This window comes from Kitasatospora sp. NPDC004723 (assembly GCF_040609255.1).
GTDB lineage: Bacteria > Actinomycetota > Actinomycetes > Streptomycetales > Streptomycetaceae > Kitasatospora.
Map to the genome: position 1 here is coordinate 1 of NZ_JBEXJT010000063.1, position 23,666 is coordinate 23,666.

Genomic DNA, 23,666 nt, shown 5'->3' on the forward strand with positions numbered 1-23,666 from the left:
GGGCTTGTTGTGGGGGGTGGGGGGGGGGGGTTCGTGGTGGGGGGGGGGGTGGGGGTGGGGGGGGGGGGGGGGGGCCCGCGGCGGGCCCCCCCCCCCCCCCCCCCCCCCCCGCCGGGTCCTGTGCGCCCGCTGCGGGTTCGGGGGCCGCTCTGATGTCGTGACTGTTGGGGGTTGGCCCGGGGGTGGGAGGTCGGCGGGGTGGGTCGACCTTTCGTTTCGGTGGCCGGAGGGTGAAACCTTTCTGCGGGTGGCTGCTTGACGGTGTGCTTGGTGTTCAGGACCTGGGAGTGGGAAGTCGGCGTGGCCGGCTTCCTGCTCCGGGGGGAGGGGTGGGTGGAACGCCGACCCGGCCTGGATCGGGTGTGGCGGGATCTCGTAGGGTGGCGCACACGGGTGTGGTGACCGGCACCACGCGGGGTACGAGGCAGCAGAACGCCGCTGGGCGGCGGGGCGGGGCGGTGACCTGGAGATGGCGGAGACGAAGGCGGTCCCCGGAGGTCCGGAGCCCGTACCGGACGCGGGTCCCCGGGACGCCGTACCGCCGCCGTCCGCGCGCAACGCCTACGAGGAGCACCCGCCCGGACCGGCCGCCCTGTACGAACCCCCCGCCCCGCTGCCCGCGCCCGGCCCGGTGCCCGGACCGCCCGCGCCGTCCACCGGATGGACCGTCACCGGCATGCCCGCCATGGGTGGTGCCCCCGGCGGAACGGCCACCCCGCCGCCGTACACGGCTCCCGGCACCACCCCCGCGCACGGCCTGCCTGGTCCGGGCGGCCTGGGCGGCGGGCCGCGCGGCCGGATCCTGGTCGTCGAGGGCGGCTACGGCACCTCCGGCCGCCGCACCTGGGGGCGCGGCGGACCGGCCCAGGCGCCGGTGCTGTCCGCGATGCTCGCCGCCGTCTCCCCGCAGGTGCTGCTCGCCGCCGACGCCGTCGACGCCGTCCACCTGCCCGGCGCCAGCGACCCGCACACCGTCCTCGCCCACCTGCGCGCCGCCGCCCGCCACCCCGGACCGCTGCTCGTCCACCTCGGCGGCCACCTGCTCGCCGACAAGCGCGGCGGCCAGCTCCACCTCACCCTGCGGGACTCCAAGCCCGGCAGCATCCGTCAGGACGGCCTCGCCTGGCAGGCGGTCGCCGGTGAGCTGCGGCACCGCCCGGCGGAGTGGCAGACCCTGGTCATCGCCGACCTGAGCGCCGACCAGAACGCCTGGCCGCTGCTCCAGGGCACCGTCTCCTCGCTCGGCGACGGCCTGCCGCTGTGGGCGGTGGTCAGCCCCGACCCGGAGCAGATCGGCACGTTCACCCGCGCGCTGATCGAGGCCCTGCACGGCGGCCGTCCGGGCGCCGAGGCCGTTCTGGCACCCGAACAGCTGCGCCAGCAGGTGTACTCGGTGCTGCGCCCGGACGTGGTCGTGTTCAGCACGCACGCGCCGGACCTCCCGTTCTTCCGCAACACCGCCCGGCGCGGCGAGGGACCGTTCGCCGACGCCGTCCCGTACGAGGGGCCGAGCCCGGCCGCCGTGCTGCCCCGCCCGGCCGCCGCCCACGAGGAGGCGGCGTGGACGGACGAGCGGCCGTGGGGCGAAGCGCCGCGCGACGCGGTGCCGCGTCCGGCCGTCGTCCTGGACAAGCCGGCCGCCGTCGTCGCCGCCCCGGTGCCCGATCGACCGCTGCCCGAGGGGCCGGTGAACCTGCTCAAGCCCGGCGTGCCGCCCACACCGCCGCTCCCGCCGCAGCCGGTCGACCTCGTGAAGCCCGGCGCCTGGCAGCCGCCGGCCCCTGAGCCCGAACCCGAGGCCGAGCCGGTGCCGGTGCCGGTCGACGAGCCCGCTCCCGCGCCCGCCGACGAGCGCGCCGACGAGCCCGAGGTCGAGGCTGCGCCCGAGCCCGAGCCCGAGCCCGAGCCGGTGGCGGTGGCGGTGGCGACCGAGGAGTCCGCCCCCGAGGCGGACCTCTCCCAGCCCCGCGCCGACTACCGCGAGGTGATCGGCCGGATCGTCCGCAGCGCCGACGCCGGCGACCACGGGGCCGCCACCGACCTGGCCTTCGCCCTCGAACTGGAGGCGATGGCCGAGCACGGTCCGGACTCCGCTCCGGTGCTGCAGGTCCGTCAGGTCCGCGCGCACGTCTCCCGCCTCGCGGGGCGGCCCGCCGAGGCAGCCGACATCTACCGCGAGGTCGCCCTCTCCATGCTCCGCAGCCACGGGGTCGAGCACCCGGAGACCCAGCACGCCGCGACCAACGCCGAGGCCTGCTGGCGGGCGATCCCGGACCGCACGGAGGCGCTCCGGATCGCCCCGGAGATCATCGAACTGCGCGCCCACCTCCCGGGCCCCGACGGCCGCAAGCTCCGTGCCGCCGAACGCCACCTCGCGACCCTCGCCGCCGCCCATCCCGGCTCCGCCTGATCCGGGATGGGCGCCCTGTCGGCGATCACGAACGCCTTGGCCCGGTGGCAGGAGAACCGCCGCCACGCCGAACGCTCCCTGCGGACCGGCGAGCCCTGGCCGTCGGTGGACGTGGCGGAGTTCGTCGCGGAGGTCGAGGCGTCGGGCCTCTTCGAGGAGGTGGAGGTGGTGCCGGTCGCGCCGCCGCGATCCTTCGACCTCCGTCTGGGGGCCTCGGAGGACCACTTCTTCATCGTCATGCTGGTGGACGGCAGCGACTCCTGCCGGATCGTGTTCGACGACTACGTCTTCGACTGGGTGCCGACGTGCCTCGCGCTCGACTTCCTTCGGGCCGTCATCGCCGGTGAGGTCGAGGTGACCCAGTCGGGCCGCCACCTGTTGGTGGGCGTCCCGCTGGCCGGGGAGGGGACCTGGCGGGATTCCCGGGTTTTCCGGGGCGGGCTCGAACCCTGGGAGGCCCGGGCGATGGCCCGGGACCGGGCACCGGAAGACTGAGCGACCGGGAAACCCGGGCGACCGCACCCCGGCGGCCGCCTATGCTCACCGCCGTGGACGATGCGCTGTCGAAGATCCTGACGAAGCCGCTGACCAGCCGGAACGCTCGGAAAATGGAGAGGCTGGCGGGCCGTGGCCTCAAGTACGGCGAGGCGGCCTTCGTGGCGGACCTCGGCATCGGGCTGGCGCGGCACCATCGCTCGGCGGCGGAGTTCGACGGGCTCTTCGACCGGCTGGTGCGGCTGCTCGCGGTGACGCCCGGCGCCGGGCACGTCGGGCAGCTGCTGCGGATGCTCGCCGCGGCCGGGCCGGACGATCCGGAGCGTGACCGCTACCTGGCGTCGGTGCTGGCCGCGTGCCGGCGGCCGGCCGATCTGGCCGTGGTGTTCGACGACGGGGACACGGCCGCGGTGGTCTCGGAGGAGCTGCGGGTCTGTCTGCTGCACGAACTCGTGCTCAGGGGCGTCCCGGTGGAGGAGATACCGGGCATCGCCGGGTGGGTGACCTCGCCGCACTGGAACGGTCACCCCCTGGGCGGCCTGCCGCTGACGCTGATGGTGGCGGAGTCCGAGCCCGATCTCCCGTACTACTCGGTCGACGGCAGCAGCTGCGGGCTGCCGTACGGCGATCCGGAGGACCGCCACCCGGCGCCCCGGCAGGCCGACAGGGTGCCGGCGGCGGTGGAGACGACAACCGCCGCGATCGCCGAGGCCCTGGCGGCACCGGTGGCCAACTGGGTGGACGAGGGTGAGCAGTCGGAGGCCCGCGTCGAGGCGCGGACCTTCGCGTTCGCGGAGCCCTTGGAGCCGGGAGCGGTGCCGTACGCCTTCGTCGGGCTGAGTCCGGACTGCCTGGCCGACCTGGGGGAACTGCCACCGCCGGGAAGGGCGACCGCGTTCGGTGTGGTCGCCGTCGAGCCCGCCGAGGTCTGGCGGGTACTGTTCGCCGCGGCGTCCACCGGCGGCCCGTACGAGTCAGGCTGTTACGGCGCGTACGGCCGGCTTCACGCCTGGCGCGCGCTGGCCGCGCTCGCCGGGGCACGGGCGGACGCGTCGCCGGGCGAGGTCGAGGAGCACGTCCGCCGCTGTGCCTGGTACCGGTTCGGTGCGGACACCCCGTGGTTCCACCGGGTGGTGTGGGACCTGGGGGTGCTGGCCGTCGGCCCGGACCGCCGCAGGCTGGCCTTTCTCGCCGCGACGGCGACCGACTGACGGAGTGGGACGTCGGCCGGTCCGACTTCCCACTCCGGCATGTCCGCCAACGGTCGCGAGCAGGTGCGGAGCGCGGTGGTGCACGCCCGGCGCGTGGAGGTGAGCGCGAGGTGCGACGCGCACCCGCGCCCCGGTGTGTGCCGTTGGCGGCCGGCTCCGCGAGTGTGACCCAGTGCGGGTGGAAGCGCCTCCGGTGCAGGGGAGTTGAGCATCGGGACGGTCGCCTGTGGTCCGGCGGGACGACTCTCGGAGGTGGAGGGCGGCCCCGGGGGTGCCGAGGGGGACTGCGGATCCTGGGGGAACGGGCTTTCTCCCGGACTACGCTGACGATGCATTCGGTGGGCACGGTGCGTGCTTGCACGTGTGCGGACAGTGCGGCGTGGTGGAGATCAGGGGAGGCCGAGATGGCTGAGGTTCGGGGCGGCGGCGAGAGCGGCGATGCGCGGCCGCAGTTGGACGAGGACCTGTCGGAGGTGTCGGACTTCCTCAGGGCGGTCGGGCGGCAGATCAAGATCCTGCGTGAGCTGGCGGGAATGACGCAGAAGGAGTTCGCCAAGGAGGTCGGCTACACCGAGAGCCTGATCGGCGCGGTGGAGCAGGGGAAGCGGACCCCGCAGCGGGAACTCCTGGAGGCGTCCGAGCGGGTGTTGGACGCGAGAGGGCTGCTGATCGCCATGGCGGGTGACATCGAGCGGGCGAAGGCCAAGGCGCGAGTGCGGCATCCCGAGTGGTTCCGGAACTATGCCGGTCTGGAGGCCGAAGCCCTCGAACTTCACGACTGGAGCGCCTATCTGGCGCCGGGGCTCCTCCAGACGGAGGACTACGCCCGGGCGCTGTTCCGGATGCGACAGCCGGTACTGGCGGAGGAGATGGTCGAGATCCGGGTGGCGGCTCGGATGGCGAGGCAGGAGATCCTCGCCCGGTGGCCCCGCGCGGTCTTCAGCTGGGTGATCGACGAGGGCGTCCTGCACCGGCGGCTCGGCGGGCCGGAGGTGCACAGGGGGCAGCTCGAACGATTCCTGGAGATCGGCAACACCCGCGGCATGACGCTTCAGATCATGCCGATGGACCGCTCCGAGAACGCGAGCGTCGCAGGTTCGTTCAAGCTGTTCACTCCCAAGGGGCGTCCGCAGACCGGCTACATCGAGGTCCAGACGAGCGGTAGGCTCATCACGGATGCGGAGGAGGTCCGCCTCCTGAATGCGCGATACGGCACCCTCAGGGCACAGGCGCACTCTCCGCAGGATTCCCTGTCGTTGATCGAGAAGATGCTGGGAGAGCGATGAGCGGCGATCTGGTGTGGTTCAAGAGCAGCTACAGCAGCAATGAGGGCGGCGACTGCGTCGAGGTTGCCGAGACCACCGAGTCCATGTTGGTGCGTGATTCCAAGGACAAGTCGGGTCCGCAGCTCGCCTTTTCTCCGGCGGCTTGGCAGTCCTTCGTCGAGTTCGCACGGTCGGTTTGATGAGCGGCGATCTGGTGTGGTTCAAGAGCAGCTACAGCGGTGGCGAGGGCGGAGACTGCGTCGAGGTCGCCGAGACGGCGGGGTCGGTGCTGGTGCGTGATTCCAAGGACAAGTCCGGTCCTCGGCTCGGCTTTTCCCCGGCTGCTTGGAAGTCCTTCGTCGAGTTCGCGCAGGCGATCTGACGAACAGCGCCGAAAGCGGCCGTCTCCCGGTGGGGACGGCCGCTTCCTGCTCTACCGTCCGGCGAGGGCGTGGACGAAGCGGGCGGCGTCGATGGTGCCGAGGCCGCTGGCGAGGTCGTAGCCCTTGGTGGCCTGGTAGCCGGTGACGCTGTCCCAGGAGTTGTCGCCGGTGGTCACGTCGACCAGGCCGCTGCGCTGCCCGGGGAGCAGATCGAGGCCGTAGAGGCGCCAGTTGAGCTGGCCGAGGCGGCGGCCGGCGAGCTGGTCGGCGAGGGCGACCACGCCGGAGAAGATCGGTGCCGCCTCGCTGGTGCCGCCGGTGAGGTGCCAGCCGGTCCGGGTGGGGTCGTAGGACTCGTACGTCCACGCGCCGCCGTCGACGGCCGCGCTCATGCTGATGTCCGGGGTGCCGCGGTGGTCGCCGGTGACCTTGGCGACGCCCGCCTGGTACAGCGGTCGCCCGAACACACCGGAGACCCCGCCGCCGCCCGCGCCGTAGGCGTCGTGCCAGACCTTGTCGGGTGCGGTGCGCCTGCCGGCGTCGTCGAGGGTGAGCTGGGTGCCGCCGATCGAGGTGACCAGCGGGTCGGAGGAGGGCCAGGAGTTGACCCGGTAGGGGTAGAGGTCGGTGCCGTTCTCCTTGGCGTCGGTGGCACCGTTGTCGCCGGAGGAGGCGAGCACGGTGACGTCGTGGGCGGCGGCCTCCTTGAAGGCGTAGCGCAGGTCGGTCAGCGAGCGGAAGTCGCCCTTGTCGAAGCCGGGGAAGGTGTTCTCGGTGGCGCCGAAGCTCTGCGAGATGACGTCGGCCCGGCCGGAGCGGATCAGGGCCTGCTCGGCGTCCATCATCTCGGGCAGGCCGGTGGTGCCCTCGGTCTCGGCGACCCCGGTCTCGACCAGGATGATGTGGGCGTCCGGGGCGACGGCGTGCGCGTACTCGACGTCGAGGGTGGCCTCGCCGGCCCAGCCGGTGTGGTCGGGGTTGGTGGGGTCGAACGGCGGGACGTTGCCCCACTTGACCACCTCGACCTGGGTGTCCGGCAGGCCCCACTGCTTGTCGAAGACCTCCAGGTCGTGCTGGATGGTGGGCGAGCCGAAGGAGTCGACGATGACGATGGTGCGGCCCTTGCCGGTGACGCCCTCCCGGTAGAGGGCGTTCAGGTTGTAGGCCTCGCGGTACTGGAGCGGGGAGTAGCAGTGGATGCCGAGTTCGCTGACGCACTGCGAGGTGGTCAGCGGCTCCGTGCGGCCGGCGGCGTTCACATGGCCGGCCGAGGCGGGGCGGACGTGGACGCCCGCGGCGCGGTGGGTGACCGGTGCGCTCGCGTCGGCGGATGTGGTGGTGCCGGCGGAGACGGTGCCGGCCGCCAGGGCGGTGGCCCCGACGGCGAGCAGGGCCAGGGCGCGGCGGAGGGAGTGGGAGCTGCCCATGGGACTCCTCGGGACGCTGGGCCCGACCGGGATCGGTCGGGGTGGTCCGGCCATCCCATCGAGAGCCTCATGATCATGCCATAGTCATTTCATGCTGTCGGCATGGTCGCCTTCGGCCACCGGAAAAGGTCAAGGCCGTCCCAGGCGAAGGTAACCCAACACCGGGGACGGCCTGCTGACTGACCGTCAGACGTTTTCACCGTGTCAGTGCCCGGGTCAGCGGGCTCCGCCGTTGACGTACAGGGTCTGGCCGCTGACGTACGAGGCGTCCTCGCTCGCCAGGAAGACGACCACCGAGGCGATCTCCTCCGGCTGCCCGACCCGCCGCAGCGGTGTGCGGGCGGCCACCTCGGACTGGTGGTCCTCGGCCGTGGCGCCGACCCGGGCGGCGGTCGCGGCGGTCATCGGGGTGGCGATGTAGCCGGGGGCCACCGCGTTCACGTTGATGTTGAACGGGCCCAGCTCGATGGCGAGGGTCGCGGTCAGGCCCTGGATGCCGGCCTTGGCGGCGGCGTAGTTCGCCTGGCCGCGGTTGCCGAGCGCCGAGCGCGAGCTGAGCGAGACGATCTTGCCCCACTTCTGCGCCACCATGTACTTCTGCGCCACGTGGCTGCAGTTGTAGGCGCTGGTCAGGTTGACCGTCAGCACCGCGTCCCAGTCGGCCTTGGGCATCTTGAAGAACAGGTTGTCCCGGGTGATCCCGGCGTTGTTGACCAGGATGTGGAGGCCGCCGAGGTCCTCGGCGATCCGGGCGAACACCTCCTCCACGGCGTCGTAGTCGGCCACGTCGCAGCCGTACGCCCGGGCCGTGCCGCCCTTGGCGACGATCTCCTCGGCCGTCCCGGCGGCCCGCTCGGCCGAGAGGTCGACGACGGCCACCGTCGCGCCCTCCTCGGCCAGCCGGCGCGCGGTGGCCGCGCCGATGCCCTGCGCCCCGCCGGTGACGACGGCGACCTTGCCTGCGAAACGAGTCATGCTGCGTGCTCCTCGGGGGATGGAGGTCCGGCTGACAGCTGACAGAATCTGTTATCTGAAATCTGTCATCTGTTCGCTGTCATCTGTCAGCTGAAATCTGTCAGTTGTCAGTTGTCAGTCGTCGAAAGCCGGTCGCCCGCCGTCAGGCGGACTCCACCAGCACCGCCGTGCCCTGCCCGACGCCCACGCACATGGTGGCCAGGCCCCGGCGCCCGCCGGTGCGGCGCATCCGGTGCAGCAGGGTGGTGAGGATCCGGGCGCCGGAGCCGCCGAGCGGGTGGCCGAGGGCGATCGCGCCGCCGGTCGGGTTGACCAGCTCCGGGTCGATCCCCAACTGGTCGACGGAGGCCAGCACCTGGGCCGCGAAGGCCTCGTTCAGCTCGGCCTCCTCGACCTCGTCCAGCGCCCAGTCGGCCCGGGCGAGCGCCTTGCGGGTGGCCGGCACCGGCCCGATGCCCATCACGTCCGGGTGCACGCCCGCCGAGGCGCCGGCCACGTACCGGCCGAGCGGCTCCAGGCCGAACTCGTGCAACGCCTCCTCGCTGACCAGGACGAGCCCGGCTGCGCCGTCGTTCATCGGCGAGGCGTTGCCCGCCGTCACCGTGCCGCCGGGGCGGAAGGCGGGCTTGAGGCGGGCCAGCTTCTCCGGGCTGGTGTCCTCGCGGATCGACTCGTCCTCGGTGACGCTCACCCCGTCGGCCCGCTCGACCGCGATCAGCTCGGCGTCGAAGCGGCCGTCCTTGCGGGCGGCGGCGGCCCGCTGGTGGCTGCGCAGCGCGAAGGCGTCCTGGCGCTCCCGGGTGATGCCGTACCGGCCGGCCACCTCCTCGGCGGTCTCGCCCATCGAGAGCACGCCGTGCAGCTCGGCCATCCGCGGGTTGGTGAGCCGCCAGCCGAGCCGGGTGTCGTGGGTCTCGATCCGGTGCGGCAGCGCCTCGTCGGGCCGGGGCAGGACAAAGGGGGCGCGGGTCATCGACTCGCAGCCGCCGGCGAGCACGACGTCCGCCTCGCCCGAGCCGATCGCCCGGGCGGCCATGGTGACCGCCTCCAGGCCGGAGGCGCAGAGCCGGTTGACGGTGGCGCCGGGGACGCTGTCGGGCAGGCCGGCGAGCAGGACGGCCATCCGGGCGGCGTTGCGGTTGTCCTCGCCGGCCTGGTTCGCGGCGCCCCAGTAGACGTCGTCGATCCGGGCCGGGTCGAGGGCGGGCAGGTCGGCGAGCAGGGCGCGCAGCACGGTGGCCGAGAGGTCGTCCGGGCGGACCGTGGCGAGCGCTCCGCGCAGCCGGCCGATGGGTGTGCGGCGGGCGGCGGCGAAGTAGACAGGACGCACGACGTCGGGCTCCTTGTCGGGAAGGGGGACGGTGGGTCGGAAGCCGGTGGGTCAGAAGGCGTTGACGCCGGTGAGCGCGCGCCCGATGAGCAGCTGGTGGATCTGGCTGGTGCCCTCGTAGAGGGTCATCACCCGGGCGTCGCGCAGGTACTTGCCGACGGGGTACTCGTCGATGAAGCCGTAGCCGCCGAACACCTGGAGGGCGTTGTTGGCGGCCCGCACCGCGGCTTCGGAGGCGAACAGCTTGGCCACCGAGGACTCGGTGGCGAAGGGCAGGCCGCGTTCGATGTGGTCGGCGACCTTCCAGGTGAGCAGCCGGGCGGCCTCGACGTCCACCGCGATCCCGGCGAGCAGCTGCTGCACCAGCTGGCGCGAGGCGATCGGCGCGCCGAACTGCTCGCGCTCGCCCGCGTACCGGACGGCGGCGTCCAGGCAGGCCCGGGCGATGCCGACGCAGCCGGCGGCGACCGACATCCGGCCCTTGGCGAGCGCCGCCATGGCGACGGTGAAGCCCTTGCCGAGCTCGCCGAGCCGGGCGTCGTCGGGGACGCGGACGGCGTCGAGGGCGAGCTCGGCGGTCGCCTGGCCGCGCAGGCCGAGCTTGCCGTGGATCTCGGTGCGGGTGAAGCCGGGCAGGTCGGTGGGGACCAGGAAGGCGGTGATGCCGCGGTGGCCGGGTCCGCCGGTGCGGGCGAAGACGAGGGCGACGTCGGCCCAGGTGCCGTTGGTGATGAAGGTCTTGCCGCCGCTGAGCAGCCAGTCGTCGCCGTCGCGCACGGCCCGGGTGGTGAGGTTGGCGGCGTCGGAGCCGGTGCCGGGTTCGGTGAGGGCGAAGCAGCCGAGCGCCTCGCCGGAGGTGAGCCGGGGCAGCCAGTGCCGCTTCTGCTCCTCGGTGCCGAAGGCGTTGACGGACTTGGCGACCAGGCCGAGGGAGACCGAGACGATGCCGCGCACGGCGGAGTCGCCCCGGCCCAGTTCCTCCAGGACCAGGCAGTAGGCGAGGTGGTCGCCGCCGCTGCCGCCGTACTCCTCGGGGATGGTCAGGCCGAGGAAGCCGACCTCGCCCAGCCTGCCGACGATCGCGCGGTCGACCGACTCGGCGCGGTCCCAGGCGGCGGCGTGCGGCACGATCTCCCGGTCGGTGAAGGAGGCCGCGAGTGCGCGGACGGCGGCCTGTTCCTCGGAGAGTTCCAGGTCCATCGGGGCGCCCCCAGTTAAACTAGCGCTGCAAGTTTTATGAGGGGACTGTAGTCCCGACCGGCCGCGCTGGGAAGGGGCACCTGCCAGAATCGGTCCACCCCCACCCGACCGGAGGAACCGAGCCGATGCCCCGCCCGCGCACCCCCCTGCTCAGCCGCGAGCGCATCGTCGCCGCCGCCCTGCGGCTGGTCGACGAGGAGGGGCTGGCCGCGCTCTCCACCCGCCGCCTCGCCGGTGAGCTCTCGGTGAGCGGGCCCTCGCTCTACAACCACTTCGCGACCAAGGACGAGCTGCTGGACGCGGTGGTGGACGGCGTGATGGGCGAGGTCGACCTGTCGATGTTCGCCCCCGGCGCGCCCTGGCCGCGGGCGCTGCGCGACTGGGCCCGCTCCTACCGCGCCGCGCTCGCCGCCCATCCCCACATCGTCCCGGTGCTCGCCCAGGGCCCCGGGCGCCGGCCGAACGCGCTGCGGCTGGCCGACGCCGTCTTCGGCCACCTGGTCGAGGCCGGCTGGCCGCGCGGGCAGGCGACCAGGATCGGCGCGCTGATGCGCTACTTCGTCACCGGCTCGGCGCTGGCCTCCTTCGCGGCCGGCTTCCCGGAGGACGCCGGGGTGTACGACGCGGCCGACTACCCGCACCTCGGCGAGGCGCACCGGCTGGCCGAGCACCGGGCGGCCGTCGACGAGGGCGCCTTCGAGACGGGGCTGGAGGCGCTGCTCGACGGGCTGGAGCTGCGCTTCGAACGGCTGCGGCGGCCGACGGAGCAGGATCACCAGGGCTCGCGGGCCACGAACGCCGGGCGCAGCGCGGGGTCCACCGGGTCGTAGTACCGGTGGTAGACGGGGGTCAGCCCGCCGGAGACCGGTGGCACGATCCAGCTCCAGTCGGCGGGCGTCGGACGCCCGGCCCGCTTCTCCCGCGCGATGTGCCGCAGGAACCGCTCGGACTCGCCGTGGTGGTCGGCCATGGTCACCCCGGCCCGCTGGAAGGAGTGCAGCACCGCGACGTTCAGCTCCACCAGCGCGCGGTCCCGCCAGAGCGTGCGGTCGCTGGAGGTGTCCAGGCCGAGCCGTCCGGCGACGGTGGCCAGCATGTCGTAGCGGTCGGCGTCGGCCAGGTTGCGGGCGCCGATCTCGGTGCCCATGTACCAGCCGTTGAACGGTGCGGTGGGGTAGCGCACGCCGCCGATCTCCAGCGTCAGGTCGCTGATCGCCGGGACCGCGTACCAGCGCAGGCCCAGCTCGGCGAACCACGGGTGCTCGGGGTGGGAGAGCCGGACCTCCAGCGTGGTGTCCTCGGGCAGCTCGTACCACGCGGGCCGCTCGCCGGGCCGTTCCTGGACGAGCAGCGGCAGCACCTCGAACCGCTCCTCGCCGCCCTTCCAGCCGAGGTCCCGGGCCCGGGCGGTGAGCTGGCCGCCGGCCGGGTCGCCGGTCCACCGGCCGTCCGGACCGAGGTGGCCGGCGTAGCGGACGAGCTGCTGGTTGAGGATCCGGGCGGCCGGACGGCCGGGCCGGTCGGGGGCGAACACCGAGACCACCGGGCGGATCCGGCCGCCGTTGGTGGCGGCGCGCAGGTGGGCGAAGCACTCGGTGGCGATGTCGTCGGCGGCGGACAGGTGGCGCAGGTCGCGCACCACCAGGCTGCGCCAGTAGAGCCGGCCGATGCAGCGGGCGGCGTTGCGCCAGGCGAGCCTGGCGCCGTGGGCGAGCTCGTCGGGGGTGTGCTCGTAGGTGCCGGTGCGGTCGATCTCGTCGAGGACGGCGCGTATCCGTGCCTCCGGGTCGCCGGCGGCGGGCTGCTCGGTGTGGAACTGCCGGACGAAGTCGGCGGCCTGCCGGGGGTCGGTGAACGACCGGTCGGGTTCCGCCGTCGGAGCGGGCGCTCCGGGGGGCTCCTCCGGTACCAGGTGGCCGTGGACGTGGGCGTGCGAGTAGGGGCAGGCGCCGCCGGGCGCGGTGGCGGCGGATCGGCGCGTGCTGCGGGTGCGAAGCCGGTCGAAGATCAAGGACATCCCTCCTGCCGGACAGGGATACCGGAGGTGTCCGGGGCACCGCAGGGAGTGAACGATTCGGCCCCCGCCCCCGGCGTCTTCGCGCTAGGGTGCGGGGGCCGACGGGTACGCCCGGCCTATCCCATGTCCTCCAGGCGCACGCCCTTGGTCTCCTTGAGGAAGCGCGCCACGAAGGCGATGGACAGCGCCGCGAACACCGCGTAGGCGAGGTAGGTGGCGGCGAGGTTCCAGCGCGAGAGGGCCGGGAACGACACGGTGATCGCCCAGTTGGCGAGCCACTGCGCGGAGGCGGCCAGCGAGAGCGCGGCGGCGCGGATCCGGTTGGGGAACATCTCGCCGAGCATCACCCAGACCACCACGCCCCAGGAGAGCGCGAAGAACAGCACGAAGGCGTTGGCGGCGATCAGCGCCACGGTGCCCTGGAGGTCGGGCAGCACGACGTCGTCGCCGCTGCCGGTGGCGGAGGAGAACGCCCAGGCGCAGGCGCCGAGGGCGACGGCCATGCCGGCCGAGCCGATCAGGGCGAGCGGCTTGCGGCCGATCCGGTCGACCAGCAGGATCGCGATCACGGTGCCGAGGATGTTGATGACCGAGCCGACGAAGCTGATCAGCAGCGAGTTCGACTGGTCGATGCCCACCGACTGCCAGAGGATCGACGAGTAGTAGAAGATCACATTGATGCCGACCAGCTGCTGGAAGACCGACAGGCCGATGCCGGCCCAGACGATCGGCAGCAGCCCGAAGCGCCCGCCGAGCAGGTCGCGCAGGCGCGGGCGGTGGTCGGAGTCGATCAGGCCGCGGATCTCCTCGATCCGGGCGTCGGCGTCGGTGTGCGCGCCCTCGACGTCGGCGAGGACGGCGCGGGCCTCGTCCAGGCGGCCGGCCGCGACGAGGAAGCGCGGCGACTCGGGGATGGTCGAGGCGAGCACGAAGTAGACGGCGGCCGGCACCACGCAGATGCCGAGCATCCACTGCCAGGCCTCCAGGCCGAGCAGGTGGCCGCGGGTCTCGCCGCCGGCGGCGTTCGCCAGCAGCCAGTTGACCAGCTGCGAGATCGCGATGCCGAGCACGATGGCGGCCTGCTGGAAGGAGGCCAGCCGGCCGCGGTACTGGGCCGGTGCCACCTCGGCGATGTAGGTCGGGGCGATCACCGAGGCGATGCCGATGGCCGCTCCGCCGAGCACCCGCCACAGGGCGAGGTCCCAGGCGGCGAAGGGCAGCATCGAGCCGACCGCGCTCACGGCGAAGAGCAGCGCGCCGGCCTTCATCACGGTGGTCCGGCCGTAGCGGTCGGCGAACCGGCCGGCCAGCGCCGCGCCGACCGCCGAGCCCAGCAGCGCGGAGGAGACGATCAGACCGGTCACGCCGTCGCCGACACCGAACTTGTCCTGGATGCCGGAGACCGCGCCGTTGATGACGGAGCTGTCGTAGCCGAACAGGAAACCGCCGAGGGCCGCGGCGGCGGTGATGAAGACGACGAAGCCGAGCCGGCCGGACGGGGCCGGCCCGGTCTCCGCCTCCGAAGGCTCCGCGGGGCCCGAGGGCCCCGCGGACTGCTGGGTGACGCTCACGATCTTGACTCCTGGTACTCAACGCTGAGTGCGGTAGCCGAGAGATCGTAACCCGTCAATGTTCAAGTCTTGTACATCAGATGACGATCAAGCCCCTTTTGCTATTAGTAAAGTGAACGATCAAATAGCCGGCCGGGCCAGCGACAGCCCGAACCGTCCCGGCTCGTCCGTCCACCAGGCGGCGAGCTCCAGCCCGGCCGCCGACAGCTCCTCGGCGACCCGCTCCCGGCGGAACTTCGCCGACACCTCGGTGCGCACCTCCTCGCCCTCGGCGAAGTGCACCGGCAGGTCCAGCGCCGGGATCTTCACGGTCTGCGAGACCAGCGACCGCAGCCGCATCTCGATCCACTCCTGCTCGGCGTCCCAGCGCGCCACGTGCGCGAAGGCCTCCGGCTCGAAGTCGGCGCCCAGCTCCCGGTTCAGCACGGCGAGCACATTGCGGTTGAACTCCGCGGTCACCCCGGCCGCGTCGTCGTAGGCGGCGACCAGCACCGCCGGGTCCTTCACCAGGTCGGTGCCGAGCAGCAGGAAGTCGCCGGGGTCGAGCGCGGCGCGCAGCCCGCGCAGGAAGACGGCCCGCTCGGGCGGCAGCAGGTTGCCGAGGGTGCCGCCGAGGAAGGCGACCAGCCGGGGACCGCCGACCGGCGGCAGGCCGAGCCGGGCGGTGAAGTCGGCCAGCACGCCGTGCACCGCGAGGTCCGGGTACTCGGTGGCCAGCGCCTCGCCGGCGGCGGTCAGCGCGCTCTCGCTGACGTCCACCGGCACGTACGCCTCCAGCGTGCCGAGGTCGCGCAGCGCGTCCAGCAGCAGCCGGGTCTTCTCGGAGGAGCCGGAGCCCAGCTCCACCAGGGTGCGGGCCCGGGTGGCGGCGGCGATCTCGCCGGCCCGGGCGGTGAGGATGGCCCGCTCGGCCCGGGTCGGGTAGTACTCGGGCAGCCGGGTGATCTCCTCGAACAGCTCGCTGCCGCGCGCGTCGTAGAACCACTTGGGCGGCAGCGTCTTGGGCTCGGCGGTGAGGCCGGTCCGGACGTCGTGCCGCAGGGCCGTGCTGAAGTGGTCGGCGGGCAGCAGCCGGGTGAGATCGAAGGTGCTCATGACAGGTTGATCCTCTGTTCAGGAAGTGAAGAATTGAAGACGTGACGACGTGAAGACGTGACGTCGGGCGAACCGGGCGCCGGCTCCGGGCCGCCGCGCTCAGAGCGGCTTGACGGTCACCCCGTCCGGCCCGGCCAGCAGCAGCGACCGGTCCGGCACGGTCGTCCAGTCGGGGTGGTCGTCGGAGGGCTCGGAGGCGACCAGCACGCCGAGCCCGGGCACCGTCCGGTGGTGCAGGGTGTCGCCCCAGGCGGTGGCGGCGATCTCCCGGCCGTCGGTGAGCAGCAGGTTGATCCGCCCGGCGGTGTGCGCGACGGTCCGGGCGACGGTGTCGGCCAACGCGTCGCCGAGCCCGGCGCCCGCGCGCAGCCGGTGCAGCGCGAGTGCCCACAGCAGCGCCGAGTCGGTGCGGGCCACCAGGCCGAGCAGTTCCTGCGGCGGCAGCAGCGCGGCCAGCGCGCCGGTCCGCTCCGGCCAGCCGGCCAGCGCCCCGTTGTGGCTGAACAGCCAGCGCCCGGCGGCGAACGGCGCCGCCGCCTCCTCGCCCGCCGCGCAGCCCTCGGTGGCCGAGCGGACCGCCGCCAGCAGCGCCCGGGTGCGCAGCACCCGGGCGAGGTCGGCGAACGACTCGTCCGCCCAGACCGGCCCGGCCCGGCGGTAGCGGGCCGGCACCTCGTCGCCGTCCGCGTACCAGCCCAGGCCGAAGCCGTCCGCGTTGACCGTGCCGTACTGCTGCAGGCGCGGCGCCCAGGACTGCCGGTAGAGCCCGGACGGCGGCTCCACCAGCAGGGTCCGGGGCGCCACCGGCTCGCCCAGGTAGGCGAGGTGGCGGCACATCAGCCGGCCCCCGCGCCGGACCGGCCGCGGCCGGAGCCGCCCGTGCCACCCGCACCGGGCCGCCCGCCGTCGCCGGCGTCGACATCGGCGGCGGTGCGGAACCCGGCGAAGATCTGCCGGCGCACCGGGTAGTCCCAGTTGCGGAAGGTGCCCCGGCAGGCGACCGGCGCCACCGCGAAGCAGCCGCCGCGCAGCACCTTGTACTCCGGCCCGAAGAAGACCTCCGAGTACTCCCGGTACGGCCAGGCCCGGAAGCCCGGGTAGGGCCGCAGGTCGCTGGCCGTCCACTCCCACACGTCGCCCATCAACTGCCGCACCCCGTACGGCGACCGGCCGTCGGGGTAGCTGCCGGCCGGGGCCGGGCGCAGGTGCCGCTGCCCCAGGTTGGCGTGCTCGGGGCCGGGGGCGCCGTCGCCCCACGGGTAGCGCCGGGAGCGGCCGGTGGCCGGGTCGTGCCGGGCGGCCTTCTCCCACTCGGCCTCGGTCGGCAGCCGGCGCCCGGCCCAGCGGGCGTAGGCGTCCGCCTCGTACCAGCTGACGTGCAGCACCGGCTCGTCGAGCGGTACGGGCTCCAGCACGCCGAAGCGGCGGCGCAGCCACTGGCCGTCCTCGTGCTGCCAGAACAGCGGTGCGCTCAGCCGGGCGCTCTGCCGGTGCGCCCACCCCTCGGGCGTCCACCAGTGCGGTTCGTCGTAGCCGCCGTCGGCGAGGAACCGCAGATAGGCGGCGTTGGTGACCGGGGTGGTGTCCAGCCGGTAGGCGGGCAGGTCGACGCGGTGGGCGGGGCGTTCGTTGTCCAGGGCCCACGGCTCGGTGTCGGTGCCCATGGTGAACGGGCCGGCCGGGATCAGCACCTCGGCGGGCAGCGTGGCGGCGTCCGCCGGGGCGGGCGGCGGCGGGGGAGCGGCCAGCGCGGGCTCGCCCCTGCGCAGCTGGTGGGTGATCAGCATGGTCTCGTCGTGCTGCTGCTCGTGCTGGGCGATCATGCCGAAGGCGAAGCCGGCATCCAGCAGCGGGGCGCCCTCCAGCGGGCTGGCGGCGAGCAGGTCGAGCACCCGGCCGCGGACCTCGCCCGCGTACGCCCGGGCCTCGGCGGGCGGCAGCAGCGGGAGGGCCGGCCGTTCGGCGCGCGGGTGCTGGAAGGCGTCGTAGAGCGGGTCGATCTCCGGGTGCATCGGGTCCCGGCCGCCGACGTTGCGCAGCAGCCAGAGCTCCTCCTGGTTGCCGATGTGCGCGAGGTCCCAGACCAGCGGGGACATCAGCGGGGAGTGCTGGGCGGTGAGGTCGTGGTCCTCGACGCAGTCGGTGAGCGCGGCGGTGCGGGCGCGGGCGGCCAGCAGCTCGACGGCGATGGTCTCGCGCAGGACCTCGGGCGACACGCTGTCCGGTGACACGCTGTCCGGCGACACGGTCTCCGGAGGGGGCGCGCCCCCGGCGTCGTGGGCGGTCCCGGCCTCGCGGGCGTCGTCGATCATGGTGCGGCCTCCTCCGGGGGAGTGCGTCGGGTGCCGGAGCGCAGGGCGTCCAGCTGGTCGTCGGCCGGGCAGCGGCCGCGCGCGGGGTAGCGCTCGGCGAAGGCGGCGACGGTGGCGCGCAGCCGTTCGGCACCGGGCAGCCGGCCCAGCGCGGCGTCGGCGGCGGCGAAGCAGGCGAGGGCGGCCCGGCGCAGCGCGGGGTCGGCGGTGGCCAGCACGGCGGCCCGGCACCACAGGTCGCTGCGCGGCGGGCGCGGGTCGTCCGCGCCGTGCGGCGGCTGCAGCGGTTCCAGGGCGGCGAGCGCGGCGTCCGCGGCGAGCGGGTCGTCCAGCAGCGCGGTGACCAGGGCGGTCGGCACGATCCAGCCGTCGCCGGGCTGGGCGTCGATCATCCGCAGCTCCAGGTGGCCGCGGGGGCGCACCGGGGGGAAGAGCGTGGTGCGGTGGTAGTCGAGGTCGTCCAGGGTGGGCGGGTGCTCGCCGGCGCCGCGCAGCCAGTCGCGGAAGGTCATTCCGGCGGGCGCGGTCCACGGCCGGTCGTCCTGGCGGCGTACGCAGAGCACCTCGGCGTCCAGCACGTACCCCGCCCAGGACTCGCGCGGGTCGCCGTGGTCGGGCGCCGGGGCGAGGGTGCGGGTGGGGTCCATCCGGGACCAGACGGTCTGCCGGGTGGACCGGTGCCCGGTGGGGCGGCCGTCCAGCAGCGGCGAGTTGGCGAAGGCGGCGACCAGGACCGGACCGAGCCGGTGGGCGAGCAGCCAGCGGCGCCGGTAGCCGTGCGGGCCGTCCTCCGTCCCGGAGTCCAGGCAGACCTGGAGGGAGGCGGTGCCCGTCATCATGATCCGGCCCCAGGGGCCCGCCGCGTCGAAGTGGCGCTCCATCGCGAGGTAGCGCGGATGGTCCAGCACCATCGTGCGGGGGCGGTCGAGCGGGTCGGTGCCGGTGCCGGTGAGGCGAAGGCCCTGGGCGGCGAAGGCGGCCCGCAGGGCTCCGAGATCGCGCCGGGTGTCGGCGACGCAGGTGGTGAGGCTGTCGGCGGGCGGGGAGCTGAGCTCGACCTGACCGCCCGGTTCGAGGGTGAGGCGGGATCCGGAGGGGAGCGAGGTCCCGTCGGGGCCGCCTAAGGGCAGTGCTTCCAGTGCTGCGTGCAGCCGTTCCGGGGGGACCGGCCGGTCGGGACATCGGTCGTCGTGGACGAACCACTCGGCCTCGACGCCGACCAGCCGGGGCGGGCCGATCTTGAAGCAGACGCCCGACATGTGGCTGCGGGCGGCCGACTCGGTGAGCGGGGTCACCGCGTCGGCGCGCGGTGCGGTGCTCTGCCGGTCGGTGGGGTTGGGCGGTCGAAGGGGTATCACCGGACTCACCATCCTTCTGGACACGGGTGCGGCCCGGTCTACCCTGCCCAGTCTGCCCCGGACCATGCGGGGTCGCCGCGCAAACATCGGGCGAAGGCGCATCGCCGCAGGCCGGGGCGATGCGAAAGGGTGAACAGTGGGTGAACCCGGGTGGGTCGGGGTGCGCGAAGGCCTGTGCGGGTGCGCGGAGGTGTGCGGGGAGGCGCGCGCGGGCGTGCGCCTCAGCCGCCCGGCGCGCGGCGGGCGGCCAGGTGCGCCGCCAGGCCGCGCCGGCCGCGTCGCATCATCACCGCGTGGTTGGCGCGGAAGAGCGGCCGGGCGGGCAGCGCGAGCCGGCGCAGCAGCGGCCTGGCCGGGCGGGTGTCCTCCTGGAACAGGGCCAGGGTGCCGCCCGCGCCGTCCTCGGTGACCGTCCAGCGCGACCAGCCGGTGAGGTCCCCGTGCATGGCCGCCTCCAGCACCCCGGCGCCGGGGTCCCGCCGCACGGCGGTGAGCCCGATGACCAGCCGGTAGGGGAGCAGCGCGCGCACCAGTACCTCGCCGCGCTCCGGCCCGGTCTCCCGGACGGCCCGGATCTCCGGCCACCAGCGCGGGTACCCGGCGACGTCGGCGAGCGCCTCGAACACGTCCCGCGGCGGCGCGGCCAGCCGCCACACTCCGTGGAACCGGTAGTGGTTGGGGTCCACGGGACGCACTGTAGCGGCGCGGGCCGGGTGGAGTGGGTCACTCCGCTTGCATGCGTTCGGCGTGCAGAGGAGGATCTTTTGTGCTTGTAGTCTCATCAGTCACAGCTGCCACATTCGGCGGCTGGTCCACCAGATCCACCGGATCCGGAGCGAAGGAGTCCCGAGGATGCGGCGACCGAACTGGGTACCGGAAGGCACGGACCTGGACAAACCGAACGCCGCACGCGTCTACGACTACTACCTCGGGGGCTCGCACAACTTCGAGGTCGACCGGGAGATGGCCCGCAAGGCCATCGCGCTGTGGCCGGAACTGCCGCAGATCATGCGCTCCAACCGGGCCTTCCTGCGCCGCGCCGTCCAGTTCGCCGCCGAGCGCGGCATCGGCCGCTTCCTGGACATCGGCTCCGGCATCCCCACCTTCAACTCCGTGCACGAGATCGCCCGCGCCATCCGCCCGGAGGCGCAGGTCGTCTACGTGGACCGCGACCCGGTCGCCGTCGCGCACAGCCGCCTGCTGCTGGAGGACGACCCGGGCAGCTCCGTCGTCCAGGCCGACCTGCGGGACGTCGAGGACCTGATGTCCCGCCCCGAGGTGACCGCCCTGCTCGCCGCCGGCGAGCCGGTGGCCGTCCTGCTGGTCGCCGTCATGCACTTCGTCGAGGACGCCGAGGACCCGTGGAAGCTGGTCGCGGTGATCCGCGACGCCCTCCCGCCGGGCAGCGCCCTCGTGCTCTCCCACGCCTCCCTGGAGAGCCGCCCCGACCAGGCCGAGGACCACCAGCGGCTGTACCGGATGACGCCCACCCCGCTGACCATGCGCACCCGCGAGCAGATCGCCGCGATGTTCGAGGGCTTCGAGCTGGTCGAGCCCGGCATCGTCCACCTGCCGCAGTGGCGGCCGGAGCAGCCCGGGACGGTCGGCGAGCACCCCGAGCGGATCGCCGGCGTGGCGGGCGTGGGGCTCCGTCCGTGACGGAGGCACCGGACCCGGGCAGCAGCGCCGAACGGTTCCACGAGGACTGGGCGCGGCTGCTCTCCGGTGACCACGGCACGGCGGTCCACCCCGGCCTGCTCGGCCGGCTCGTCTCGCGGACCGCGGGCCTGCTCCACCGCGCCCAGCTCGACCACCCCTTCGAACCCCACCTGGCCTCCACGGCCGGGGCCGAACTGGTCGACGCCCACTTCACCGACCCGGTGGTGCTCGCCCGGGCGGTCGAGCTGCTCCAGCGCCAACCCGCCGCCGACGGCCGCGGCCCCGCCCTGAGCGGCGCCTTCGCGGCCGGCTGGGCGGCCGCGCTGCGTGAGCGCACCCTGCGCGAGCAGGAGGCCATCCGCACCGCCGCCGACCTCGCCCGCAAGGAGGCCGAGCGGGCGCTGCGCGCCTCCGAGGCCCGCTTCCGCGCGCTGTTCGAGAGCGCCGCCATCGGCATCGGCATCGGGGACACCGGCGGCAACATCCTGGCCGCCAACAAGGCCCTCCAGGACCTCTTCGGCGCCGGCCCCGAGGACATGATCGGCCGCCGGGTCGGCGACCTCGTGCACCCCGAGGACACCGACGGTGTCTGGGAGGCCTACGAGGAGCTGATCAGCGGCAAGCGCGACTACTTCCAGTTCGACAAGCCGTACTACCGCCAGGACGGCGAGATCATCTGGACCCATCTGACGGTCTCGCTGATCCGCGACGACGACGGCGTGCCGCAGTACCAGGTCGCCATGCTGGAGGACGTCACCGACCGCTACCGGCTCCAGGACCGGCTGCGCCACCAGGCCACCCACGACCCGCTGACCGGCCTGCCCAACCGGGCCGCGTTCTTCGAACGGCTGGAGAAGCTCTTCGAGGACCCGGACCCGGGCGCCCGGTTCGGCCTCTGCTACGTCGACCTCGACGGCTTCAAGGTGGTCAACGACAGCCTCGGCCACGACACCGGCGACGAGCTGCTGTGCGCCGTCGCCGCCCGGCTGAAGGCCGCGCTCGGCCCGCTCGGACACCTGGTCGCCCGGCTCGGCGGCGACGAGTTCGTCGTCCTGCTGGAGAACAGCCGCGGCGAGCAGGAGGCGGTCGCCGCCGCCAAGACCGTGCTGAAGGCGCTCTCCGGCCCGGTGCTGATCGGCGACCACAAGCTGGCCGTCGGCGCCAGCGTCGGCGTCCTGGAGCGCCGGGTCTCCACCACCAGCCCCGGCGCCGCCGTCCGCGCCGCCGACCTGACGCTCTACCGCGCCAAGGAGGCCGGCCGGGGCCGCTGGATCCTCTTCGACCCCAAGGAGAACGCCCGCGCGGTCTCCCGCTACGCGGTCTCGGTGCGGATGCCCGCCGCCCTCGACCGCGGCGAGTTCTTCATCGACTACCAGCCGCTCTACGCGCTCGCCGACGGCCGGCTCACCGCCGTCGAGGCGCTGGTGCGCTGGCGCCACCCGCAGCTCGGCGTGCTCGGCCCGGACGAGTTCGTCACCACCGCCGAGGAGACCGGGCTGATCATGCCGCTCGGCCGCTGGGTGCTGGAGCAGGCCTGCGGCCAGGCCGCCGAGTGGATCAAGCGGTTCGGGGACGCCGCGCCCCAGCTCAACGTCAACCTGGCGGTCCGGCAGGCCCGCAGCGCCGCCCTGGTCGGCGACCTGGGCCGGATCCTGGACACCACCGGCCTCGACCCGGCCCGGCTCCAGCTGGAGATCACCGAGTCCACCGTGGTCGGCCCGGAGGACGAGGCGCTGCGCACCCTGCACGGCCTGGTCGGCCTCGGCGTCTCGCTCGCCGTGGACGACTTCGGCACCGGCTGGTCCAACCTCGCCTACCTGCGCGACCTGCCGGTCTCCGGTCTGAAGATCGCCGGCTCCTTCGTCGGCGACCTGCACGACCCGGCCAAGGACGAGGAGACCGGCTGGCGGATCGTCAGCGGGCTGGTGTCGATGGCGCACGCCCTCGGACTGACCGTCACCGCGGAGGGCGTGGAGACCGGCCGGGACGCCGAGCGGCTGCGCGTCATCGGCTGCGACTGGGCGCAGGGCTGGCACTTCGGCCGCCCGGTGCGCCCGGCCGAGATCGCCCGCCGGATCACCGAGGAGCCGTCCGGCCGCCCGGTCGGCGGCTGAGCGCCCGCCCGCCCGGCCGGGATCGCCCGCGGGGCCGAGGGGCCGCTCAGCCCACCAGCCGGGACAGCTCGATCGAGTGCCCGGTCCGCTCCGCCTTGGCGCGCAGGTAGTGGACGTTGCTCTCCGACACGTGCACGCCGGTCGGCACCCGGAGTTCGACGGTGACGCCGAGGGCGGCCAGCTGGGCGGCCTTGTCGGGGTTGTTGCTCAGCAGCTCGACCCCGCCGACGCCGAGCGCGCCGAGCATCTGGGCGGCGGCGGTGTAGTCGCGCCCGTCCTCCGGCAGGCCGAGCGCGGTGTTGGCGTCGTAGGTGTCGAGGCCGGAGTCCTGCAGGGCGTAGGCGTCCAGCTTGTTGTACAGGCCGATGCCGCGCCCCTCCTGACGCAGGTACAGCAGGTACCCGCCGGCGGTGGCGATCCGCTCGACGGCCTCGCGCAGCTGCGGGCCGCAGTCGCACCGGGCGGAGCCGAAGACGTCGCCGGTCAGGCACTCCGAGTGCAGCCGCACCAGCGGCGTCGCGCCCTCGGGCACCGTGCCGAGCGCCAGCGCCAGGTGCTCGGCCCCGTCGGCCAGCCCGTGGAAGGTGAAGACCTCCGCCTCCGTGCGGTACCCGTCCGGGAAGGCGAGCGGTATCCGCACCCGGGCCCGCACCCGTACGGCGCCGGCGGCCTGGGAGGAGTCGTTCTGCTGCAGCTGCGGCATGGCCGGGCCTTTCGTGACGGACGGTTCGGGTGGGGCTCGACTGTCGACGGTACTAGGTAGTTCCAATTTGAACAACATCCGGAAGGGGGTCCACGCGGGGTCGGCGCAGCTCACGAACGGGTTGCGGGCGGAGGTCCGCAG

At 74.0% G+C, this 23,666-nt stretch carries 21 protein-coding genes; 9 read left to right on the forward strand and 12 right to left on the reverse strand.

The genetic code is table 11. The features are described from left to right. The first annotated feature begins 469 nt into the window (after positions 1 to 469). From ABZW10_RS35425 to ABZW10_RS35450, 6 genes are all read left to right on the forward strand, one after another. Positions 470 to 2,410 carry a hypothetical protein gene (locus tag ABZW10_RS35425; RefSeq protein ID WP_355374695.1) on the forward strand — a complete coding sequence of 647 codons (1,941 nt, stop codon included), beginning with the start codon at positions 470 to 472 and terminating at the stop codon, positions 2,408 to 2,410. 36 nt (positions 2,411 to 2,446) lie between these two features. Then, the gene (locus ABZW10_RS35430; protein ID WP_355374698.1) at positions 2,447 to 2,905 is read left to right on the forward strand and encodes a hypothetical protein; all 459 of its coding nucleotides are present in this window, start codon (positions 2,447 to 2,449) and stop codon (positions 2,903 to 2,905) included. Between the two features lie 53 nt (positions 2,906 to 2,958). Then, a complete protein-coding gene (locus ABZW10_RS35435) occupies positions 2,959 to 4,116 on the forward strand; it encodes a DUF6183 family protein (protein ID WP_355374700.1) in 1,158 nt (385 codons plus the stop codon). 404 nt (positions 4,117 to 4,520) lie between these two features. Then, complete coding sequence (locus ABZW10_RS35440) at positions 4,521 to 5,402, forward strand: helix-turn-helix transcriptional regulator (protein WP_355374703.1); 882 nt, start codon at positions 4,521 to 4,523, stop codon at positions 5,400 to 5,402. Next, on the forward strand, positions 5,399 to 5,581 hold the full coding sequence (locus tag ABZW10_RS35445) for a DUF397 domain-containing protein (protein WP_355374706.1): 183 nt from the start codon (positions 5,399 to 5,401) through the stop codon (positions 5,579 to 5,581). The genes ABZW10_RS35440 and ABZW10_RS35445 overlap by 4 nt, the downstream gene beginning before the upstream one ends. Next, positions 5,581 to 5,763, forward strand: coding sequence for a DUF397 domain-containing protein (locus tag ABZW10_RS35450; protein ID WP_355374709.1), 183 nt, complete (start codon positions 5,581 to 5,583; stop codon positions 5,761 to 5,763). Before ABZW10_RS35445 ends, ABZW10_RS35450 begins: the two co-directional genes overlap by 1 nt. Positions 5,764 to 5,814: 51 nt before the next feature. On the opposite strand, the gene ABZW10_RS35455 is transcribed toward ABZW10_RS35450, so the two are convergent. The 4 genes from ABZW10_RS35455 to ABZW10_RS35470 form a co-directional block, all read right to left on the reverse strand. Next, positions 5,815 to 7,191, reverse strand: a complete 1,377-nt coding sequence (locus ABZW10_RS35455; RefSeq protein WP_355374712.1) for a S53 family peptidase — start codon at positions 7,189 to 7,191, stop codon at positions 5,815 to 5,817. 216 nt (positions 7,192 to 7,407) lie between these two features. Further along, complete coding sequence (gene fabG, locus ABZW10_RS35460; protein ID WP_355374715.1) at positions 7,408 to 8,166, reverse strand: 3-oxoacyl-ACP reductase FabG; 759 nt, start codon at positions 8,164 to 8,166, stop codon at positions 7,408 to 7,410. Between the two features lie 142 nt (positions 8,167 to 8,308). Further along, a complete protein-coding gene (locus tag ABZW10_RS35465) occupies positions 8,309 to 9,496 on the reverse strand; it encodes an acetyl-CoA C-acyltransferase (RefSeq protein WP_355374717.1) in 1,188 nt (395 codons plus the stop codon). A gap of 51 nt (positions 9,497 to 9,547) precedes the next feature. Then, entirely contained in the window at positions 9,548 to 10,696 is a 1,149-nt protein-coding gene (locus ABZW10_RS35470) for an acyl-CoA dehydrogenase family protein (protein ID WP_355374720.1), read from the reverse strand. A 125-nt stretch (positions 10,697 to 10,821) separates the two neighbouring features. On the opposite strand from ABZW10_RS35470, the gene ABZW10_RS35475 reads away from it, so the two are divergent. Then, on the forward strand, positions 10,822 to 11,526 hold the full coding sequence (locus ABZW10_RS35475) for a TetR/AcrR family transcriptional regulator C-terminal domain-containing protein (protein WP_355374723.1): 705 nt from the start codon (positions 10,822 to 10,824) through the stop codon (positions 11,524 to 11,526). On the opposite strand, the gene ABZW10_RS35480 is transcribed toward ABZW10_RS35475, so the two are convergent. The 7 genes from ABZW10_RS35480 to ABZW10_RS35510 form a co-directional block, all read right to left on the reverse strand. After that, on the reverse strand, positions 11,469 to 12,713 hold the full coding sequence (locus ABZW10_RS35480) for a nitric oxide synthase oxygenase (protein ID WP_355374725.1): 1,245 nt from the start codon (positions 12,711 to 12,713) through the stop codon (positions 11,469 to 11,471). The two genes, ABZW10_RS35475 and ABZW10_RS35480, sit on opposite strands and share 58 nt — an antisense overlap. 116 nt (positions 12,714 to 12,829) lie before the next feature. Beyond that, on the reverse strand, positions 12,830 to 14,284 hold the full coding sequence (locus tag ABZW10_RS35485) for a sugar porter family MFS transporter (protein ID WP_355374727.1): 1,455 nt from the start codon (positions 14,282 to 14,284) through the stop codon (positions 12,830 to 12,832). Positions 14,285 to 14,404: 120 nt separating this feature from the next. Then, positions 14,405 to 15,379, reverse strand: coding sequence for an L-histidine N(alpha)-methyltransferase (gene egtD, locus ABZW10_RS35490; RefSeq protein ID WP_355374730.1), 975 nt, complete (start codon positions 15,377 to 15,379; stop codon positions 14,405 to 14,407). Positions 15,380 to 15,478: 99 nt separating this feature from the next. Continuing rightward, the gene (egtC, locus tag ABZW10_RS35495) at positions 15,479 to 16,216 is read right to left on the reverse strand and encodes an ergothioneine biosynthesis protein EgtC (protein ID WP_355374733.1); all 738 of its coding nucleotides are present in this window, start codon (positions 16,214 to 16,216) and stop codon (positions 15,479 to 15,481) included. Then, complete coding sequence (gene egtB, locus ABZW10_RS35500) at positions 16,216 to 17,691, reverse strand: ergothioneine biosynthesis protein EgtB (RefSeq protein ID WP_355374735.1); 1,476 nt, start codon at positions 17,689 to 17,691, stop codon at positions 16,216 to 16,218. Before egtB ends, egtC begins: the two co-directional genes overlap by 1 nt. Further along, the gene (egtA, locus tag ABZW10_RS35505) at positions 17,688 to 19,049 is read right to left on the reverse strand and encodes an ergothioneine biosynthesis glutamate--cysteine ligase EgtA (protein WP_355374737.1); all 1,362 of its coding nucleotides are present in this window, start codon (positions 19,047 to 19,049) and stop codon (positions 17,688 to 17,690) included. The genes egtB and egtA overlap by 4 nt, the downstream gene beginning before the upstream one ends. Positions 19,050 to 19,270: 221 nt before the next feature. Further along, positions 19,271 to 19,735: an SRPBCC family protein gene (locus ABZW10_RS35510; protein WP_355374739.1), complete on the reverse strand. Its 465-nt coding sequence runs from the start codon at positions 19,733 to 19,735 to the stop codon at positions 19,271 to 19,273. Positions 19,736 to 19,901: 166 nt separating this feature from the next. Here ABZW10_RS35510 and ABZW10_RS35515 point away from each other — a divergent pair, with 166 nt between their 5' ends. After that, positions 19,902 to 20,708, forward strand: a complete 807-nt coding sequence (locus ABZW10_RS35515; protein ID WP_355374742.1) for an SAM-dependent methyltransferase — start codon at positions 19,902 to 19,904, stop codon at positions 20,706 to 20,708. Continuing rightward, a complete protein-coding gene (locus tag ABZW10_RS35520; protein ID WP_355374745.1) occupies positions 20,705 to 22,822 on the forward strand; it encodes an EAL domain-containing protein in 2,118 nt (705 codons plus the stop codon). Before ABZW10_RS35515 ends, ABZW10_RS35520 begins: the two co-directional genes overlap by 4 nt. 46 nt (positions 22,823 to 22,868) lie before the next feature. On the opposite strand, the gene ribA is transcribed toward ABZW10_RS35520, so the two are convergent. Then, positions 22,869 to 23,525, reverse strand: coding sequence for a GTP cyclohydrolase II (ribA, locus tag ABZW10_RS35525; protein ID WP_355374748.1), 657 nt, complete (start codon positions 23,523 to 23,525; stop codon positions 22,869 to 22,871). Positions 23,526 to 23,666: the final 141 nt, after the last annotated feature.

Coding starts and splice junctions, on each gene's coding strand:
- ABZW10_RS35440 (WP_355374703.1), top strand. CDS start 4,521: ATGGCTGAGGTTCGGGGCGGCGGCGAGAGCGGCGATGCGCGGCCGCAG.
- egtB (WP_355374735.1), bottom strand. CDS start 17,691: ATGATCGACGACGCCCGCGAGGCCGGGACCGCCCACGACGCCGGGGGC.
- ABZW10_RS35515 (WP_355374742.1), top strand. CDS start 19,902: ATGCGGCGACCGAACTGGGTACCGGAAGGCACGGACCTGGACAAACCG.
- ribA (WP_355374748.1), bottom strand. CDS start 23,525: ATGCCGCAGCTGCAGCAGAACGACTCCTCCCAGGCCGCCGGCGCCGTA.
- egtC (WP_355374733.1), bottom strand. CDS start 16,216: ATGTGCCGCCACCTCGCCTACCTGGGCGAGCCGGTGGCGCCCCGGACC.
- ABZW10_RS35425 (WP_355374695.1), top strand. CDS start 470: ATGGCGGAGACGAAGGCGGTCCCCGGAGGTCCGGAGCCCGTACCGGAC.
- ABZW10_RS35455 (WP_355374712.1), bottom strand. CDS start 7,191: ATGGGCAGCTCCCACTCCCTCCGCCGCGCCCTGGCCCTGCTCGCCGTC.
- ABZW10_RS35445 (WP_355374706.1), top strand. CDS start 5,399: ATGAGCGGCGATCTGGTGTGGTTCAAGAGCAGCTACAGCAGCAATGAG.
- ABZW10_RS35470 (WP_355374720.1), bottom strand. CDS start 10,696: ATGGACCTGGAACTCTCCGAGGAACAGGCCGCCGTCCGCGCACTCGCG.
- ABZW10_RS35475 (WP_355374723.1), top strand. CDS start 10,822: ATGCCCCGCCCGCGCACCCCCCTGCTCAGCCGCGAGCGCATCGTCGCC.
- ABZW10_RS35480 (WP_355374725.1), bottom strand. CDS start 12,713: ATGTCCTTGATCTTCGACCGGCTTCGCACCCGCAGCACGCGCCGATCC.
- egtD (WP_355374730.1), bottom strand. CDS start 15,379: ATGAGCACCTTCGATCTCACCCGGCTGCTGCCCGCCGACCACTTCAGC.
- ABZW10_RS35450 (WP_355374709.1), top strand. CDS start 5,581: ATGAGCGGCGATCTGGTGTGGTTCAAGAGCAGCTACAGCGGTGGCGAG.
- fabG (WP_355374715.1), bottom strand. CDS start 8,166: ATGACTCGTTTCGCAGGCAAGGTCGCCGTCGTCACCGGCGGGGCGCAG.